At 68.0% G+C, this 15,889-nt stretch carries 16 protein-coding genes; 6 read left to right on the plus strand and 10 right to left on the minus strand.

The genetic code is table 11. The features are described 5' to 3' along the window. Window positions 1-4: 4 nt before the first annotated feature. On the plus strand, window positions 5-346 hold the full coding sequence (locus AC5P98_RS14440; protein ID WP_005418203.1) for a hypothetical protein: 342 nt from the start codon (window positions 5-7) through the stop codon (window positions 344-346). 156 nt (window positions 347-502) lie between these two features. Further along, the gene (locus AC5P98_RS14445) at window positions 503-913 is read left to right on the plus strand and encodes a hypothetical protein (RefSeq protein WP_049404709.1); all 411 of its coding nucleotides are present in this window, start codon (window positions 503-505) and stop codon (window positions 911-913) included. A 112-nt stretch (window positions 914-1,025) separates the two neighbouring features. Here AC5P98_RS14445 and AC5P98_RS14450 read toward each other — a convergent pair whose 3' ends face one another. Beyond that, window positions 1,026-2,663: an acyl-CoA dehydrogenase family protein gene (locus AC5P98_RS14450; RefSeq protein WP_046431928.1), complete on the minus strand. Its 1,638-nt coding sequence runs from the start codon at window positions 2,661-2,663 to the stop codon at window positions 1,026-1,028. Between the two features lie 113 nt (window positions 2,664-2,776). Here AC5P98_RS14450 and AC5P98_RS14455 point away from each other — a divergent pair, with 113 nt between their 5' ends. Genes AC5P98_RS14455 through pdeM form a run of 4 tightly spaced genes read left to right on the plus strand, consistent with a single transcriptional unit; the run spans window position 2,777 to window position 8,466 of the window. After that, window positions 2,777-3,775, plus strand: a complete 999-nt coding sequence (locus AC5P98_RS14455; RefSeq protein ID WP_046431930.1) for a ligase-associated DNA damage response exonuclease — start codon at window positions 2,777-2,779, stop codon at window positions 3,773-3,775. Continuing rightward, a complete protein-coding gene (locus tag AC5P98_RS14460) occupies window positions 3,772-5,379 on the plus strand; it encodes an ATP-dependent DNA ligase (RefSeq protein WP_046431931.1) in 1,608 nt (535 codons plus the stop codon). The genes AC5P98_RS14455 and AC5P98_RS14460 overlap by 4 nt, the downstream gene beginning before the upstream one ends. Continuing rightward, window positions 5,376-7,835 (plus strand): ligase-associated DNA damage response DEXH box helicase, encoded by a 2,460-nt coding sequence (locus tag AC5P98_RS14465; RefSeq protein ID WP_099476106.1) that lies wholly within the window; start codon window positions 5,376-5,378, stop codon window positions 7,833-7,835. The genes AC5P98_RS14460 and AC5P98_RS14465 overlap by 4 nt, the downstream gene beginning before the upstream one ends. Next, entirely contained in the window at window positions 7,825-8,466 is a 642-nt protein-coding gene (gene pdeM, locus AC5P98_RS14470) for a ligase-associated DNA damage response endonuclease PdeM (RefSeq protein WP_049404716.1), read from the plus strand. The genes AC5P98_RS14465 and pdeM overlap by 11 nt, the downstream gene beginning before the upstream one ends. Window position 8,467: 1 nt before the next feature. Here pdeM and AC5P98_RS14475 read toward each other — a convergent pair whose 3' ends face one another. The 9 genes from AC5P98_RS14475 to rlmD form a co-directional block, all read right to left on the minus strand. Then, window positions 8,468-8,737: a hypothetical protein gene (locus AC5P98_RS14475; protein WP_014647988.1), complete on the minus strand. Its 270-nt coding sequence runs from the start codon at window positions 8,735-8,737 to the stop codon at window positions 8,468-8,470. Window positions 8,738-8,917: 180 nt separating this feature from the next. Beyond that, complete coding sequence (locus tag AC5P98_RS14480; RefSeq protein WP_049404717.1) at window positions 8,918-10,186, minus strand: FAD-dependent oxidoreductase; 1,269 nt, start codon at window positions 10,184-10,186, stop codon at window positions 8,918-8,920. A 125-nt stretch (window positions 10,187-10,311) separates the two neighbouring features. Then, window positions 10,312-10,518 carry a cold-shock protein gene (locus tag AC5P98_RS14485; protein WP_005410590.1) on the minus strand — a complete coding sequence of 69 codons (207 nt, stop codon included), beginning with the start codon at window positions 10,516-10,518 and terminating at the stop codon, window positions 10,312-10,314. 88 nt (window positions 10,519-10,606) lie between these two features. Beyond that, the gene (locus tag AC5P98_RS14490; RefSeq protein WP_006461208.1) at window positions 10,607-11,353 is read right to left on the minus strand and encodes an S-methyl-5'-thioinosine phosphorylase; all 747 of its coding nucleotides are present in this window, start codon (window positions 11,351-11,353) and stop codon (window positions 10,607-10,609) included. Window positions 11,354-11,435: 82 nt separating this feature from the next. Beyond that, window positions 11,436-11,990 (minus strand): hypoxanthine-guanine phosphoribosyltransferase, encoded by a 555-nt coding sequence (locus AC5P98_RS14495; RefSeq protein ID WP_014038078.1) that lies wholly within the window; start codon window positions 11,988-11,990, stop codon window positions 11,436-11,438. Continuing rightward, window positions 11,990-12,997 (minus strand): beta-N-acetylhexosaminidase, encoded by a 1,008-nt coding sequence (gene nagZ / locus AC5P98_RS14500; RefSeq protein WP_049404721.1) that lies wholly within the window; start codon window positions 12,995-12,997, stop codon window positions 11,990-11,992. Before nagZ ends, AC5P98_RS14495 begins: the two co-directional genes overlap by 1 nt. A 159-nt stretch (window positions 12,998-13,156) precedes the next feature. Further along, window positions 13,157-13,852, minus strand: coding sequence for a DsbA family oxidoreductase (locus tag AC5P98_RS14505; RefSeq protein ID WP_014647991.1), 696 nt, complete (start codon window positions 13,850-13,852; stop codon window positions 13,157-13,159). Window positions 13,853-13,967: 115 nt separating this feature from the next. Beyond that, window positions 13,968-14,453: a CYTH domain-containing protein gene (locus tag AC5P98_RS14510; protein WP_042359274.1), complete on the minus strand. Its 486-nt coding sequence runs from the start codon at window positions 14,451-14,453 to the stop codon at window positions 13,968-13,970. A 34-nt stretch (window positions 14,454-14,487) separates the two neighbouring features. Next, window positions 14,488-15,822, minus strand: a complete 1,335-nt coding sequence (rlmD, locus tag AC5P98_RS14515) for a 23S rRNA (uracil(1939)-C(5))-methyltransferase RlmD (RefSeq protein WP_049404724.1) — start codon at window positions 15,820-15,822, stop codon at window positions 14,488-14,490. Between the last annotated feature and the right edge of the window lie 67 nt (window positions 15,823-15,889).

Genomic DNA, 15,889 nt, shown 5'->3' on the forward strand with positions numbered 1-15,889 from the left:
CACAATGAGCATCAACAAGCTGCTGGTCGCGATGTCCCTGGCTCTGGCCCTGGCCGCCTGCTCGAAGCAGGAAGCTGCCCAGGACGCCGCTGCTTCGGCCAACGAAGCCGCCACCGAAGCCCAGGCTGCTGCCGACCAGGCCGCCGCTGCCGGCGCCCAGACCGCCGACGCTGCCCAGCAGGCTGCCAACACCGCCGCCACCGCTGCTGACGCTGCGACCGACGCTGCTGCCAACACCGCTGCTGCCGCGACCGACGCTGCTGCTGGCGAAGCCAAGGACGCTGCCAAGGCTGCCGAAGCTACCGCTGAGCAGGCCAAGGACGCTGCTGAAGAAGCCAAGAAGTAATAACTTCTTTCTTCACGCTGTTCCGGAAAAGCCGCTGGTTCGCCAGCGGCTTTTTCTTTGCGCCACTGCCACCTCGCGGCGCGGGCATCGCGACCCCGCCTTCACAACGGCATGAATAGGCTGGCGTCCCCATCCATTGCAGTACCGGAGACCGCCATGAAGATTCGCCCGATCACCACCACCCTGCTGGCCGCCTCCCTGCTGCTGGCCCTGGCCGCCTGCAAGGGCCCGGAAGCCGAACAGGCCAAGCAGGACGCGCAGCAGGCCGCTGACAGCGCCGGCGCGGCTGCCCGCGATGCCGTCGACAAGGCGGCAGAAGCTACCCGTGACGCCGCCGACAAGACCGCTGCAGCCTCCGAGCAGGCCGCCGCCGATACCCAGCAGGCGCTGGACAAGGCTGCAGACGCCACCGCCAACGCTGCCGACAAGGCCAAGGACGCCGCAACCGACGCCGCCGCACACGCCGGCGACGCGACTGCCAACGCCGCACAGAAGGTGGCCGACAAGGCCCGCGATGTCGCCAATGACGCGAAGGCGAACGCCGCCAAGGAAGAAGCCAAGCACTGAGGCGTACCGGCAGCCAGGCATGGGCCCGGCGCTACAGGAAAAGCCGCGGCACTGCCGCGGCTTTTCTGCTTTTCGCTTTGCGTTTTTTCCGTTGATTCCGTGGTGGGCGCTCCTACGGCAGCGCGCGCACCAGCATCGCCGACAGATCCACGCCCGTCGGCAGGGTCCCGAACACCAGCCCATGCTCCGCTTGCAGCCGGCTGCGCACGAATGCCTCTGCCATCGGACTTTGCGCACGCAACAGCAGCGCGGCCTGCAACAACAGCACTGTGCGCTCGCAGAACAGCCGCGCCTGCGACTCATCCGGTGGCGGTGCTGCTGCCCACCGCTGCAAAGCCGCTGCGTAGCGCGCATCACGATCGGCCACCGCCGCCAGTTCAGCGCGCAGCGCCGCCAGCGCCTCCGGTTCGCGCGCCAGCGCGCGCAGCACGTCCAGACACTGGATGTTGCCGCTTCCTTCCCAGATCGAATTCAACGGTGCCTGCCGGTACAGCCGCGGCAGCATCGATTCCTCCACATAGCCCGCGCCGCCCAGGCATTCCTGTGCTTCATTGACGAAGGCCGGCGCGCGCTTGCACAACCAGTACTTGCCCAGCGCCGTCCCCACACGCGCCAACGCGGCTTCGTTGGCATCCACGCCGGCCCGGTCCACCGCACGCGCGATGCGCATCGACAGCACTGTGGCCGCTTCCGACTCCAGTGCCAGGTCGGCCAGCACATTGGTCATCAACGGGTGCTCGACCAGCAGCTTGCCGAACGTGCGGCGATGACGTGCGTGATGCAGCGCCTGCGCCAGCGCCATGCGCATTTCCGCCGCCGCGCCCAGCATGCAGTCCAGGCGGGTCATCATCACCATGCCGATGATGGTGGCCACGCCCCGCCCCTCCTCGCCCACGCGCCACGCCTGTGCCCCGCAGAACTCGACTTCGCTGGAGGCATTGGCCCAATCGCCAAGCTTGTCCTTCAAGCGCATCAACCGGAATGCGTTGCGGTCGCCGTCGGCCAGCCGGCGCGGCATCAGCAGGCAGGTCAGTCCTCCCGGCGCCTGCGCCAGCACCAGGAAGCCATCGCACATCGGTGCGGAAAAGAACCACTTGTGACCGACCAGGCGATAGCGCTCGCCATCGATCGGTTCAGCGCGCGTGCTGTTGGCACGCACATCCGAGCCTCCCTGCTTCTCGGTCATGCCCATGCCCAGCGTGATGCCGGCCTTGTCCGCCACCGGTACATCGCGCGGGTCATAGACCGGCGCTGCGGCCTTGCGCGCCCACTCGGCCAGGTGCGGCTGCGTGTGCAGCACTGCAACTGCCGCATGGGTCATCGTCAACGGGCAACTGGTGCCAGCCTCGGCCTGGTGGTGCAGGTAGCTCAACACCGCGCGCGCGACATGCCCGCCCGGTTGCGGCTCGTGCCAGGACAACCCGGCGACCCCGTGCGATTTCGCTGTGCCCATCAACTGGTGATAGGCCGGATGGAACTCCACCGTATCGATGCGATGGCCCTGCGCATCATGCGTGCGCAGGCGCGGCCGATCGCGGTTGGCATCGAAGCCGAGCCGGTACAGTTCGTCACCCGCCAGCGCGCCATAGACCGCCAGCCGCGGCGCAAAGCCGCCAGCGCCTTCGCGCTGCACCGCCTCCATCAGCGCCACGTCATCGGTCCACAACTGGCGCCCCGCGAACGACGGCGGCTGGTTCAGCACCACATGGGTTTCGTAGGGCGCATTGCTGCTGAAGCTGGGTCCACTCATCCGGTCCGTCCTGGCGGCAAGAGATCTGCGGTTCGATTGTGCCGCATCGCCTGCCAAGCCCGTGTTCAGGCCGATTCTCACCCTGTGCACGAGCGGCCGGCCACAGTGACCGCATGGCAGTCAATGACGATCTGGTGGTCCTGCGCCCCGAAGGGCTGTACTGCGCCGCCGGTGATTTCCACATCGATCCCTGGCGACCGGTCCCGCGCGCGGTCATCACCCATGGCCACGGCGATCACGCACGCCCGGGCATGGGCGAATACCACTGCAGCGACGGCAGCCTGCCGATCCTGCGCTGGCGCCTGGGCGATGTGCCGGTGCAGGCGCATGCCGAGGGCGTGCCGTTCCGCCTGGGCCGGGTGCAGGTATCGCTGCATCCCGCCGGCCATGTACTGGGATCTTCGCAGGTGCGCATCGACGACGGGCAGCAGGTCTGGGTGGCGTCCGGCGACTACAAGCGCCAGCCTGATCCAACCTGTGCGCCGTTCGAAGTGGTGCCCTGCGATACCTTCATCACCGAGGCCACCTTTGCCCTGCCGATCTATCGTTGGCCGGACACGCCCACCGTCGCTGCGGAGATCGTGGCGTGGCGCCGCGAATGCGAACAGCGCGGCGAAGCTGCCATCCTGCTGTGCTATGCACTGGGCAAGGCGCAACGGGTACTGGCCGAACTGCTGCCGCTGGACGATCGCCCGGCCTGGCTGCACGGTGCCATCGCCAATGGTGTGGAGGTGTATCGGCAGGCCAACGTGCCAATGCTGGAGACGCTGGCGGTGGCCGAGCAGGGTCGCCAGCCGGATGCCGCCGGCCAGTTGATCCTCGCCCCGCCCTCGGCCGCCGGCACGCCGTGGATGCGCCGCTTCGGCCGCTACCAGCTGGGCTTCGCCTCGGGCTGGATGCAGCTGCGCGGCAACCGGCGTCGCCGCAACGTCGATCGTGGCTTCGTCATTTCCGATCACGCCGATTGGCCCGCACTGCTGCAGACCATCGAACAGACCGGCGCGCAGCGGGTGATCGCCACCCATGGCAATACCGATGCGTTGATTCCCTTCCTGCGCGAGCGCGGCGTAGCGGCTGAAGCCTTCCGTACCGATTTCGGGAGCGAGGAATGAAGGCCTTCGCGGCGCTCTACCAGCGCCTGGACCGCAGCACCGCCACGCTGGACAAGCGTGCGGCATTGATCGATTACTTCCGCCAGGCAGGCGCGCACGATGCGGCGTGGGCGCTGTACCTGCTCAGCGGTGGCAAGGTGGGCGGCGCACGCCGCAAGATCGCCGCCAGTGGCGAACTGCGCGCCTGGATTGCCGAAGAATCCGGCTTGCCGCCATGGCTGGTGGAAGACAGCTATGCGCAGGTCGGTGACCTGGCCGAAACGTTGACCCTGCTGCTGGATGATCCATCCCAGCCGGCCGCCGACCGTGCGTTGGCGGATTGGATCGAACAGCATCTGCTGGCGGTGGCCAACCAGCCCGAAGCGGTACGCCGTGCGGCGGTCGTCGCGGGCTGGCAGCAGCTGTGCAGCAGCGAACGCCTGGTGTTCAACAAGCTGCTGACCGGCGCCCTGCGCGTCGGCGTCTCGCAGCGGCTGGTGCAGCAGGCACTGGCGGAGTGGTCCGGCCTGGACATCGCGCGCATCGCCCAGCGCATGCTTGGCGAGTGGGTGCCCTCGCCCGCACTGCTGGGCCAGCTGCTGTCGCCGGATGAGCTGCCACTGGACCGGCAGCAACCCTACCCGTTCTTCCTCGCCTCGCCACTGGAAGGCGATCCTGCCGAACGCCTCGGCCCCATCGAAGATTGGCTGCTGGAATGGAAGTGGGATGGCATCCGCCTGCAGCTGCTGCGCCGGCGCGGCGAGGTCGCATTGTGGTCACGCGGCGAAGAGCGGCTGGATGGTCGCTTCCCCGAAATCGAACAGGCGGCGATGGCGCTTCCCGATGGCTGCGTGCTGGACGGAGAGCTGCTGGCGTGGGACGAAGCCACGGACCTGCCGCGTGCATTCACCGCGCTGCAGACCCGCATCCAGCGCCGCAAGCCCGGTGCGGCTACCCTGCGCAACACGCCGGTGCGCGTGCTCGCCTATGACCTGCTGGAACACGATGGCGCGGACCTGCGTGAGTTGCCGTTGCGGGAACGGCGTGCACGGCTTGCCGACGTCGTCGGTGCCCTGGGTGATGCACGGATCCAGCTCTCACCCGACGTTGCCGCCGAAGACTGGCCGCAGGCGGCGGCGATGCGCGATGTGGCACGCGAACGTGGCGTGGAAGGGCTGATGCTGAAACGTCGTGCCTCGCCCTACCAGGCCGGGCGACGCCGCGGTGACTGGTGGAAATGGAAGGTCGATCCGCTCACCATCGATGCAGTGCTCCTGTACGCGCAGGCAGGCCATGGGCGGCGCAGCACGTTGTACACCGACTACACCTTCGGCGTCTGGGACGGCGACACGCTGGTACCGGTGGCCAAGGCCTATTCGGGCCTGGATGACAAGGAGATCCTCGCGCTTGATCGCTGGATCCGCGCCAATACCCGCGAGCGCTTTGGCCCGGTGCGCAGCGTACGCCCCGAACACGTCTTCGAACTGGGCTTCGAGGCGGTCAACCGCAGCAGCCGGCACAAGTCCGGTATCGCCGTACGCTTTCCACGCATCCTGCGCTGGCGCCACGACAAGCCAGCCAGCGAGGCCGATCAGCTGGCTACCCTGCAGGCGCTGGCGCGATGAACCGCAGCCAGGCACTACGCCGGCTGGAAGACTGGTTCGCGTCGAAAGGCTGGCGCTCGTTGCCGTTCCAGCGCGCGATGTGGCGGCACTATCTCGCCGGCGGATCCGGGTTGCTGCACACGCCCACAGGCAGCGGCAAGACACTGGCGATGTTCGGGGGACCGCTGCTGCAGGCCATGATCGACCCACCGCCTTCGCCCCGCCGCGCCAGTGCGGTACGCCCGCTGCAGGTGCTGTGGGTGACGCCCTTGCGCGCGTTGGCCAGCGACACCGCGCGTGCGCTGCAGGCCGTGGTCGATGGGTTGCAGCTTGGATGGCGTGTCGGCCTGCGCAGCGGTGACGCCAGCAACCGCGAACGACGACAGGCACGCGAGGGCCGCATCGACGTACTGGTCACGACGCCGGAATCGCTGGCGCTGCTGTTGAGCTATCCGGATACGCAGCCGCGCATGCGCCAGCTGCGCTGCGTGGTGGTGGACGAATGGCACGAACTGCTGGGCAACAAGCGCGGTGTCCTGCTGCAGTTGAATCTGGCCGTGCTGCGCGATGCCGCGCCTGCATTGCAGCTGTGGGGGCTGTCGGCCACGCTGGGCAATCTGGATGAGGCGCGCGACGTGCTGCTGCCCGGACAGCCCGACGCGCCGATCGTGCAGGGCGTGCGCCCGCGTGCGACCACGGTGCGCAGCCTGCTGCCCGAACCCGGTGAACGCTTTCCCTGGGCCGGGCACCTGGGCCTGGCCCAACTGCCGCGGGTGCTGGACGCATTGATGCAGGCACGCAGCAGCCTGCTCTTCACCAACACCCGTGCACAGGCAGAACTGTGGCATCAGGCGCTGGCGTCGGTTTGGCCCGAGGAACACGACACGCTTGCGCTGCACCACGGTTCGCTGGATCCGGCGCTGCGCCAGCAGGTGGAGGACGGGCTGCGTGCAGGAACGCTGCGCTGCGTGGTCGCCACCTCCAGCCTCGACCTCGGCGTGGACTTTCCCGAGGTCGAACAGGTACTGCAGCTGGGCAGCCCGAAGGGCGTCGCCCGCCTGCGCCAGCGCGCCGGACGTGCGCGCCATCGTCCCGGTGCCAGTGGCGCGATCCTGTGCGTGCCCAGCCATGCGCTGGAACTGGCCGAGTACGCAGCCGTGCGTCGCGCACTGGCCGAAGGCGTGGTCGAAGCACGCAGGCCGCCGATGCTGTCGCTGGACGTTCTGGCCCAGCATGCGGTCAGCCGTGCCCTGGCCGGTGGCTTCCACGGTGATGCGCTGCTGGCGCAGGTCCGGCGCACCCATGCGTTCGCATCCCTGGCCGAGGACCAGTGGCAGGCCGTGCTGACTTTCATCGTGCAGGGGGGCCAGGCCCTGGCCCAGTACCCTGACTTCCACAAGGTCGTGCAGGACGCCGATGGCCGCTACCGGATGCACGACCGGCGCCAGGCACTACGCCACCGGCTGTCGATCGGCACCATCAGCAGCGATGGCAGCGTGCGCGTGCAGTTCCTGCGCGGGGCCGGCCTCGGCGCCGTGGAGGAACAGTTCGCCAGCCGCCTGCGCCGCGGAGACCGCTTCCAGTTCGCCGGGCGCCTGCTGGAGCTGGTGCAGCTGCGCGACATGACCGCCTTCGTGCGGCTGGCACGAGGGCGCGGTGAAGGTGTCGTGCCCCGCTGGCAGGGAGGCCAGCTGCCGCTGTCGATGGCACTCGGCGGCGAACTGGAGTCGGTGCTGTCAGGCGCCGACGACAGTGCGGAAGCGCGCTGGCTGGCACCGCTGCTGGCACTTCAGCAGCAGGTGTCGGCGCTTCCCGGCCCGGACCACGTGCTGCTGGAGGACGTACGCCGCCGCGAAGGCCAGTTCCTCTTCGTCTATCCCTTCGCCGGACGCCACGTGCACGAGGCGCTGGCCGCCCTGTTGGCACTGCGCTGCACCCGCCAGCAACGCAACAGCATCGGCTATGCCGTGAATGATCACGGCCTGGTGCTGGCACCGGCGCAGGCGATCGACCTGGACGCGGCGCAATGGCATGCGTTGTTCACCACCGATCAACTGCTGGACGATCTGCGTGCGGCGGTGAACCTGGGCGAGCTTGCGCGGCGCCAGTTCCGTGGCATCGCGCGCGTCGCAGGCCTGCTGGTACCCAGCCTGCCGGGGGGCATGCCGCGATCGCTGCGCCAGCTGCAGGCCTCGGCGGGCCTGCTGTATGACGTATTGCGCGAGCATGACCCCGAGCACCTGCTGCTGGCGCTGGCCGAACGCGAAGTGCTGCATGACAGCCTTGACCTGCCGGGGCTACGCCAGGTGCTGGTCCGGATCGGCGCGCGACGCATGTCGATGCAGCGCCCTGCATCGCTGACGCCCCTGGGCTTTCCACTGTGGGCCGAACGCCTGCGCGGACAGTTCAGCAACGAGGACTGGCGTACCCGCGTGCAACGCGCGGCCCAGCAGCTGGAACGTCGCCATGGCCGATGAAATACCGCTGCTGCTTGCCGGCGAACCGGTGACCCTGGCGGGCGCACGCGCACTCTACTGGCCGGCGCGGCAGGCGCTGCTGATCGCGGACCTGCACCTGGGCAAGGCCGATGTGTTCCGCCGCGCCGGCATCGCGCTGCCCAGCGGCGGAACCAGCGAAGACCTGCAACGCCTGCAGGGTCTGCTGGACAGGCACGCCTGCCGCGAGCTGTGGATCCTGGGCGACATCCTGCATGGGCCGGCGCATCGCGCCGCCTGGTACCAGCAATGGCTCGGCTGGCGCGAACGCAACACCGCACTGGACGTGCATGTCCTGCGCGGAAATCATGACCGGCAGCTACCGCATGCCCAGCTGCAGGTGCAGATCCACGAGGAGGTGCGGCTGGCGCCGTTCCTGCTGCGCCATGAACCGTGCGCAGACCCGGCGTGGCACGTGGTCGCAGGCCACCTGCATCCGCAGGTCGCACTGCCCGCATTGCGCCGGCGCTTCCCGGCCTTCTGGCTGCGCGAGCGGATGACGGTCCTGCCGGCCTTTTCCGCGTTCACCGCCGGAATCGTGCCTGCTCCCGCCAGCGGCGAACAGATGATCGCCTGCGTGGAAAACGGCCTGGTGGAACTGCCAGTGGCTTGAATCAGGCCGGACGAATGTCCAGCTGCGGCATCAACTGGAACTCAGGCGTGTCAACTTCACGTCGCCGCGGCAAGGCCTGGATTGCCGCCAGCATCTCCTGTGCGCAGGCGCGGATGCGTCCGTGGTGCTCCGGCGATGCATGACTGATCAAGCTGCCCACATGGAATTCGAACACGTCCTCCAGTACGTCGGGCTGGTCCTCGTGCAGCATCTGCAACAGTCCGCGCAGCTTGCAGATTTCCGATTCCAGCTCCTCTACCGCGAACCACATGGCGTCCTCCTCTTCAACAACAGGCGGCACGTCCGGGCCGCGACAGGCCGCAACGGCAACGCCGCCCGGGCCACGCGCGATGTCAATCACGGAAAGGAAAACGGGTGACGCGCAATCGCGTGCAACCTACTTCTCGCATATACACGGTGAGGCAACCGTTAATTCGCGTGACAGCGCGCTTCACGCATTCGCAGTGATCGCGCCGATGCCAGGCATCTGCACCCCTGCAGCCAACGCGTCGACAAATGCCGGATCCAGCGCAAGCGAACCGAACCAGCCATGCTGCGTACCGCTGAGCACGCGCAGCATGTGGCCACGCCCACCCGGCAGGCGCCCCATCGGCCCGAGCAGCACGTCGCGCGCCTTTGCCCAGGCATCGCGATCAGACTGGAACAGCGGCGTCAGCCAACGGCTCCAGCGCTGGTAGACCGCAACGTGCGCCCTGCGCTGCGCCTGGTAGGCCTGCAATGCAGCGCCTCCCCCGCCATGTGCGCGCACGGCATCGCGCAATGCCAGCGCATCGAGCAGCGCCATGTTCACGCCCTGCCCCAGCTGCGGGCTCATCGCATGTGCGGCATCGCCGGCCAGCACCATGCGGCCGCAATGCCAGCGCGTCATCACGGCGTCACGGTAGACCGCGCGCGCCAGCTGGCCGGCATCATGCAGATGCGCAAAGCGCGCGCTGGCCTGCGGCCACAGCGCGTGCAGCTCGTCCAGCCAGGGCGTCATGCCATCGGCCTGCCATCGTTCGAAGTCGGCGCGTGGCAGGCTCCAGAAGAAGCTCAGGCGCGGCGTGTCATCACCTGGCCGCGTACCGACCGGCAGCAGCCCGATCATCTTGCGCGCGGCCACGTAGCGCTGCCGCAGCTCCTCCAGGTGCGGCCAGTCCTCGGCCGGCAGCAGGCACCACAGTGCGCCCCAGGGATACACGCGGTCCAGCCCGGTGCCGCCTTCGATCGAGCCGCGCAGCGTCGAAGCCGCACCATCGGCGGCCACCACCAGGTCGAACGGCCCATGCATGCGGCCCTCACTGTCATGCAGGCGGCCCTGTGCGGCATCCACTGCGGCGATGGTGACGCCGGCATGCAGCTGGCCCGCGCCCGCACGCGCCCCGTCCAGCAGCGAGAACAGCGCCCCACGCTGCATGCCGAGGCCGTGCAGGCGCGCGTCCAGGCCGTCATAGCGCATGTCCATCACCGTGCGCTCGCACGGCGTATCGCCATACAGACGGTGCACCGGCGCCGCATGCGCGCGCACGGCATCAAGCAGGCCCATCTGCCACAGCACCTGCAGGCCGCTGGGCTGCAGCAGGAAGCCGGCGCCAACCGGCCCCGGCGAGGGCACGCGTTCGAAGATCTCCACCTCGTGACCATCACGAGAGAGCAGGATGGACAATGCCTGTCCAGCGGTGCCGTAGCCGATCACGGCGATGCGCAGTCGTTCCTTCATCGGCGCATTGTGCCCGAGCGCAAATCCGGATGGCCACCTGGAACCCTGTCCACAGCGCCGCAATGCCCGTCGCGACGCAAAAAAAACCCCGCCGAAGCGGGGTTTTCAACGCACTGTCGAGTGGATCACTCGGCCGGCGTGATGTTCGAAGCCTGGGCACCCTTCGGGCCCTGGGTCACGTCATAGGTGACACGCTGGCCTTCCTGCAGGCTGCGGAAGCCCTTGGAGTTGATGGCGGAGAAGTGCGCGAACACGTCGGCGCTGCCATCCTCCGGCGAGATGAAGCCAAATCCCTTGGCGTCGTTGAACCACTTGACGGTACCGTTCGGCATGGTGATGCGAGACCTTATGCAATGAATGGGTGGTGTACGCTGAACCCGCGCACAAGCTGAGTATGCAAAGCTTGCTCGGGGAAGACAATCACCCCCGCGCCAATTCGCCCACCAGTTCCGGAAGTCCGTTGCTGGCCGCCTGCACGTTCGCCAGTACTTCGGCCATCGTAATCTCCTCGCCATCACCGCAGCCGGCGGCCCAGTTGGCGATGATTGCCAGGCAGGCGTAATCCAGCCCCAGCTCGCGTGCCAGCGCGGCCTCCGGCATGCCGGTCATGCCTACCAGGTCGCAGCCGTCACGGCGCATGCGGGCGATCTCGGCGATGGTCTCCAGGCGCGGACCCTGCGTCGCGCCATAGCAGCCACCGTCATGGACCGTGACGCCGGTCACTTTCGCTGCCGCCAGGATCTTGCTGCGCAGCATCGGCGTATAGGGGTGGCCGAAATCGACGTGGACCACGTCGGTGCCTTCTTCTTCACAGATCGTGCTGATGCGGCCCCAGGTGTAGTCGATGATCTGGTCCGGGCAGGCCAGCACGCGCGGACCGAAGTCTTCGGTGATGCCACCCACCGTGTTCAATGCCAGCACGCGCTGCGCGCCCAGCTGCTGCAGTGCGGCCAGGTTGGCGCGGTAGTTGATCTTGTGCGGCGGCAGTGAGTGCCCCTCGCCATGCCGCGCCAGGAACGCCACGCGATGGCCGAGCAGCGTGCCCACGCGCACCGGGCCGGACGGGCGGCCAAAGCGGGTGTCGACCTCGTGGGTCTGCACGTCGTCGAGCTTGGCCAGGTTGTAGACACCGGTACCGCCGATCACGGCCAGGGCGATCTGTTGCATTCAAAGCACTCCATGGAAAGACGAACGCCGGCACCCGAGGATGCCGGCGGTGGAAGAAGACGCGCCGCAGGCAGCTGCGCCGTTACTCCTTCATTGCGTAGATCGCCGGCACGCAGCGCAGGGTCTCGTTGACGTCCATGCCGAAGCCGAACACGTAGCGGTCCGGCAGCTCGATGCCGGCGTAGTCGGCGGTCACGTCCGGCAGTGCGCGGTCGTGCTTCTTCACGGTCATCGCGGCGATGCGCACGTCGGTCGCGCCCTGCTCCAGGCACCAGGTGCGGACGCCCTGCAGGGTGTAGCCCTCGTCGAGGATGTCGTCGATCAGCAGCACGCGGCGGCCGAACAGCGAGGTGGCCGGCTTGTGCTTCCAGACCAGGTCTCCGCCGGTGGTTTCACCACGGTAGCGGGTCGCGTGCAGGTAATCGAACTGCACGTCCTGGCCGCGCGCGCCCAGTTCCAGCGCCAGCTGGCCGGCGAACGGCAGCGCACCATGCATGATGGACAGGAACAGCGGCACCTCGCCCTTGTAATCGCGCGCGATGGCGTCGGCGATACCAGCGATGGCCTTGTCGATGGTGGGGCGGTCGACCAGCAGGTCAGCCTGGGCCAGGGCCTGGGAAATGGTGAGGTTGGGCATCAGACGGTTCTTCCAAGGGTTTCAAGCAGACGGGATTGGGTGTCGCCATGGCGGGCGTCGGCCAGCAGGCCGTCCCAGCCGAGCGCGCCGCGGCCAAGCAGGCCCAGCAGCGCAGCAGTATTGAGGGAGCGTCCCTGCACCGCGTGCAGGGCTTCATCGACCAGTTCCGGGTGGCAGACCAGCACTACGTCGCAGCCCGCATCCAGATGCGCGTGCACGCGTGCCGGCACGCCACCGGCGCTGTGCGAGGCGGCCATGCCGATGTCATCGGAGAACACCACGCCACGGAAGCCGAGCTCGCCACGCAGGATGTCCTGGATCCAGCGCGGGGAATAGCCGGCCGGCTCCGGCGCCACCTGCGGATAGATCACGTGCGCCATCATCACCGCATCGGCACCGGCGGCGATGCCGGCCTGGAACGGCACCAGGTCCTGCCCACGCAGTTCGTCCAGCGCGCGCGGGTCGATCGCGGTATCGACGTGGGTGTCTTCCAGCACGGTGCCGTGGCCGGGGAAATGCTTGAGCGTGGCGGCCATGCCGACCGCATGCATGCCGCGCACATAGGCGGCGGTGAACGCGGCCACCACCTGCGGGTCTTCACTGAAGGCACGGTTGCCGATGGCGCGGTTGCCGCGGCCGAGGTCGACCACCGGCGCGAAACTCAGGTCGAGGCCGCTGGCACGTACTTCGCTGGCCATCAGCCAGGCATGCTGCTCGGCCAGGGCCAGCGCCTGCTGCGGGTCGGCGGCGTACAGCGCGCCGATGTCCTGCAGCGGCGGCAGCGCGCTGTAGCCCTCGCGGAAACGCTGCACACGGCCGCCTTCCTGGTCCACGCAGATCAGCTGCGGGCGCGGGGCGGCGGCACGGATCGCCGCACTCAGATCGGTCACCTGCTGGCGCGAGGCGAAGTTGCGCTTGAACAGCACCACCCCGGCCACGGCGTCGTGCTGCAGCCAGTCACGTTCCTGGGCGGTCAGTTCGGTGCCGGCAACGCCGATCAGCAGCATGGTCGATCTCCACAACGCGCGCCCGCATGGCGCAGTGCCGCATTGTCGCAGAACCGGCCGACAGGCGCAGGGGTCAGACGAAGGGGAGTGTGGGGTCAGAGCCCCTGCGGGGATCTGACCCCGGGGTCGGATTCCCGCGGGGGGCTGCCCCCGGTCTGCTCAGACCTTGCAGCCGTCCGGGCCGCAGGCCTCGTCGCCGTCAGCCGAAGCTGCCGGGGCGCCCTGTTCGGCTGCGATCTGGCGAAGGGCGTTGGCGAAGGCCTCTGGCGGCTGGGCCCCGGAAATGGCCCACTTCCCATCGATGACGAAAGTCGGCACCGAGGAAATGCCCAGTGCATGGGCCTGCGCCAGCCTGGCTTCGACCTCGGCCAGGCCGCGGTCGGAGCCCAGCATCTGCGCGATTTCAGCACCGTCCAGGCCGCCAGCCACGCCGGCCTTCACCAGCACTGCAGTATCGGCCAGATTCTGGCCATGCTCGAAGTGGGCACGGAAAAGTGCTTCGCCGACCGCATCCTGCACGCCGTGCTGGCCGGCCAGCCACAACACCCGATGCGCCGGCAGCGTGGTCACCCGCACCTGGCCCTGGCTGAAATCCATCGGCAGGCCCTCGGCCCGCGCGGTGGTCTGGGTCTGGCCGAGGATCTGCTCGGTGCGCTCGACGCCACCGAACTTGCGCACATAGGCCTCGCGCAGCGGCACCGGGGTGGCGTCCGCGTCCGGGTCCAGCTGGAACGGCTGCCAGTGGATATCGAGTTCAGGCGCATTGGCGCCGAGCAACTGCACACCCTGCTGGAAGCGATGCTTGCCGATCCAGCACCAGGGGCAGACCACGTCGGAGTAGATGTCGATTCTCATCCCCACCACATGGGGCCCGCCTCCCTCGAAAAAAGGGGACGGAGGGGATTAAGTCGTTTCCAGCACAGCTGGGGTAAAGACGACTTAATCCCCTCCGTCCCCTTTTTTGGGGGCTTCACCACTGTGAATAGGGATGGCTGGCCAGTGCGACGTTGTAGTAGCGCGCGTCGTCGGTGACTTCGGCACCCACCCAGTCCGGCAGGTCGATCGCCTGGTCGGCGCTGTCCAGCTCGACTTCGGCCACGACCAGGCCGGCGTTGTCGCCGAGGAACTCGTCCACCTCCCAGGTCAGGCCGGCGTGTTCGACCAGGTGGCGGCGCTTGTCGATCAGGCCACCGACGCACAGCGCCAACAGGGCGCGCGCATCCTCCACCGGGATCGGGTAGTCGAACTCCTGGCGGGTATGGCCGATGGTGCGCGACTTCAGGTTCAGCGCGGCGTGGTCGCCTTCGATGCGCACGCGCACCGAGGCGTTCTGGGTGCCGCGGTCGAGCGCGCCCATGTCGTTGATGTAGCCCTGCGCCATCGGGATCACCCGATGCGCGGCGGTGCGCCAGCCATCACTGCTGACGAGGAATTTGCGTTCGATTTCGATGCCCATCGCGCCATTATGCGCGATGGGTGATGACAACCTGTCAGCGCTTCTCGAACACCGCGATGCTTTCCACGTGCGCGGTATGCGGGAACATGTCCATGGCACCGGCGCTGACCAGGGTGAAGCCCTGTTCGTTGACCAGATAGCCGGCATCGCGCGCCAGCGAGCCCGGGTGGCAGCTGACGTAGACAATGCGCTTGAACTGCTTCAGCGGCAGCTGCTGCAGCACTTCGATCGCACCCGAGCGCGGCGGGTCCAGCAGCAGCTTGTCAAAGCCCTGGCGCATCCACGGGGTGCTGCGCTGGTCCTGGGTCAGGTCGGCGCTGAAGAACTGCGCGTTGGCCAGGCCGTTGCGCTCGGCGTTCTCACGCGCACGCGCCACCAGGCCGGCATCGCCTTCCACGCCAACCACCTCGCGCACGCGGCGCGCCAGCGGCAGGGTGAAGTTGCCCAGGCCGCAGAACAGGTCCAGTACACGCTCGTCCTCACCCGGTTCCAGCAGGTCCAGGGCGTGGGCGATCATCTTCTCGTTGAGCTTGGCATTGACCTGGATGAAGTCCAGCGGGCGGAACGCCAGCTCGACATCCCACGGCGCCAGACGGAACGACAGCGGCACACCCTGCCCGTCCAGCGGCTGCACGGTATCCACGCCGCCGGACTGCAGGTAGATCACGAAGCCATGCTGCTGGCCGAAGGCCGCCCAGGCCGCGCGGTCGGCATCGCTGAGCGGCTGCAGATGGCGAACGGTCAGGACCACGGCCTGGTCACCGGCGATGAATTCGATCTGCGGGATGTCACGCTTGCCATCGAGTGACTCGATGAAGGTGGACAGCGCCTCGACCTTGGTACCAATCTCGGGGATCACGGTCAGGCACTGGCTGAGGTCGGCAACGAAGCGCGGATCCTGTTCACGGAAGCCGACCAGGGTCTTGTCCTTCTTTTCGACCCGGCGCACCGAGAAACGGCCCTTGCGGCGGTAGCCCCAGCTCTCGCCGACCAGCGGCGCGAGCACGGTGCCCGGCTTCACATGGCCGATCCGCTCCAGGTTGTCCATCAGCACGCGCTGCTTGGCCACGATCTGCTGGTCTTTGTCCAGGTGCTGCAGCACGCAGCCGGCGCAGGTGCCGAAATGGGGGCACTTGGGGGTCACCCGCTGCGACGAGGCCTGCAGCACCTCCAGGGTGCGCGCCTCGTCGAAATGGCGGCTGCGGGCAGTCTGTTCAGCCATCACCACCTCGCCGGGCAGCGCGCCGCTGACGAAGGTGACCTTGCCGCCCTCGCCTTCACGGCGGGCGACACCGCGACCATCATGGCTGAGGTCGAGGATCTCGGTCTGGAATGGGGTACGGTCAGTGCGGGAACGGGATCGGGCCACGTGGCAACAGGCTGCGGGCAAAAATGGGGGCGTATTGTCGCAGATCCTGACCGACGGGGCCTGGACC

The organism is Stenotrophomonas sp. YJH_SMC_135 (genome assembly GCF_059372355.1).

Coding starts and splice junctions, on each gene's coding strand:
- AC5P98_RS14440 (WP_005418203.1), top strand. CDS start 5: ATGAGCATCAACAAGCTGCTGGTCGCGATGTCCCTGGCTCTGGCCCTG.
- AC5P98_RS14445 (WP_049404709.1), top strand. CDS start 503: ATGAAGATTCGCCCGATCACCACCACCCTGCTGGCCGCCTCCCTGCTG.
- AC5P98_RS14450 (WP_046431928.1), bottom strand. CDS start 2,663: ATGAGTGGACCCAGCTTCAGCAGCAATGCGCCCTACGAAACCCATGTG.
- AC5P98_RS14455 (WP_046431930.1), top strand. CDS start 2,777: ATGGCAGTCAATGACGATCTGGTGGTCCTGCGCCCCGAAGGGCTGTAC.
- AC5P98_RS14460 (WP_046431931.1), top strand. CDS start 3,772: ATGAAGGCCTTCGCGGCGCTCTACCAGCGCCTGGACCGCAGCACCGCC.
- AC5P98_RS14465 (WP_099476106.1), top strand. CDS start 5,376: ATGAACCGCAGCCAGGCACTACGCCGGCTGGAAGACTGGTTCGCGTCG.
- pdeM (WP_049404716.1), top strand. CDS start 7,825: ATGGCCGATGAAATACCGCTGCTGCTTGCCGGCGAACCGGTGACCCTG.
- AC5P98_RS14475 (WP_014647988.1), bottom strand. CDS start 8,737: ATGTGGTTCGCGGTAGAGGAGCTGGAATCGGAAATCTGCAAGCTGCGC.
- AC5P98_RS14480 (WP_049404717.1), bottom strand. CDS start 10,186: ATGAAGGAACGACTGCGCATCGCCGTGATCGGCTACGGCACCGCTGGA.
- AC5P98_RS14485 (WP_005410590.1), bottom strand. CDS start 10,518: ATGCCGAACGGTACCGTCAAGTGGTTCAACGACGCCAAGGGATTTGGC.
- AC5P98_RS14490 (WP_006461208.1), bottom strand. CDS start 11,353: ATGCAACAGATCGCCCTGGCCGTGATCGGCGGTACCGGTGTCTACAAC.
- AC5P98_RS14495 (WP_014038078.1), bottom strand. CDS start 11,990: ATGCCCAACCTCACCATTTCCCAGGCCCTGGCCCAGGCTGACCTGCTG.
- nagZ (WP_049404721.1), bottom strand. CDS start 12,997: ATGCTGCTGATCGGCGTTGCCGGCACCGAACTGACCGCCCAGGAACGT.
- AC5P98_RS14505 (WP_014647991.1), bottom strand. CDS start 13,852: ATGAGAATCGACATCTACTCCGACGTGGTCTGCCCCTGGTGCTGGATC.
- AC5P98_RS14510 (WP_042359274.1), bottom strand. CDS start 14,453: ATGGGCATCGAAATCGAACGCAAATTCCTCGTCAGCAGTGATGGCTGG.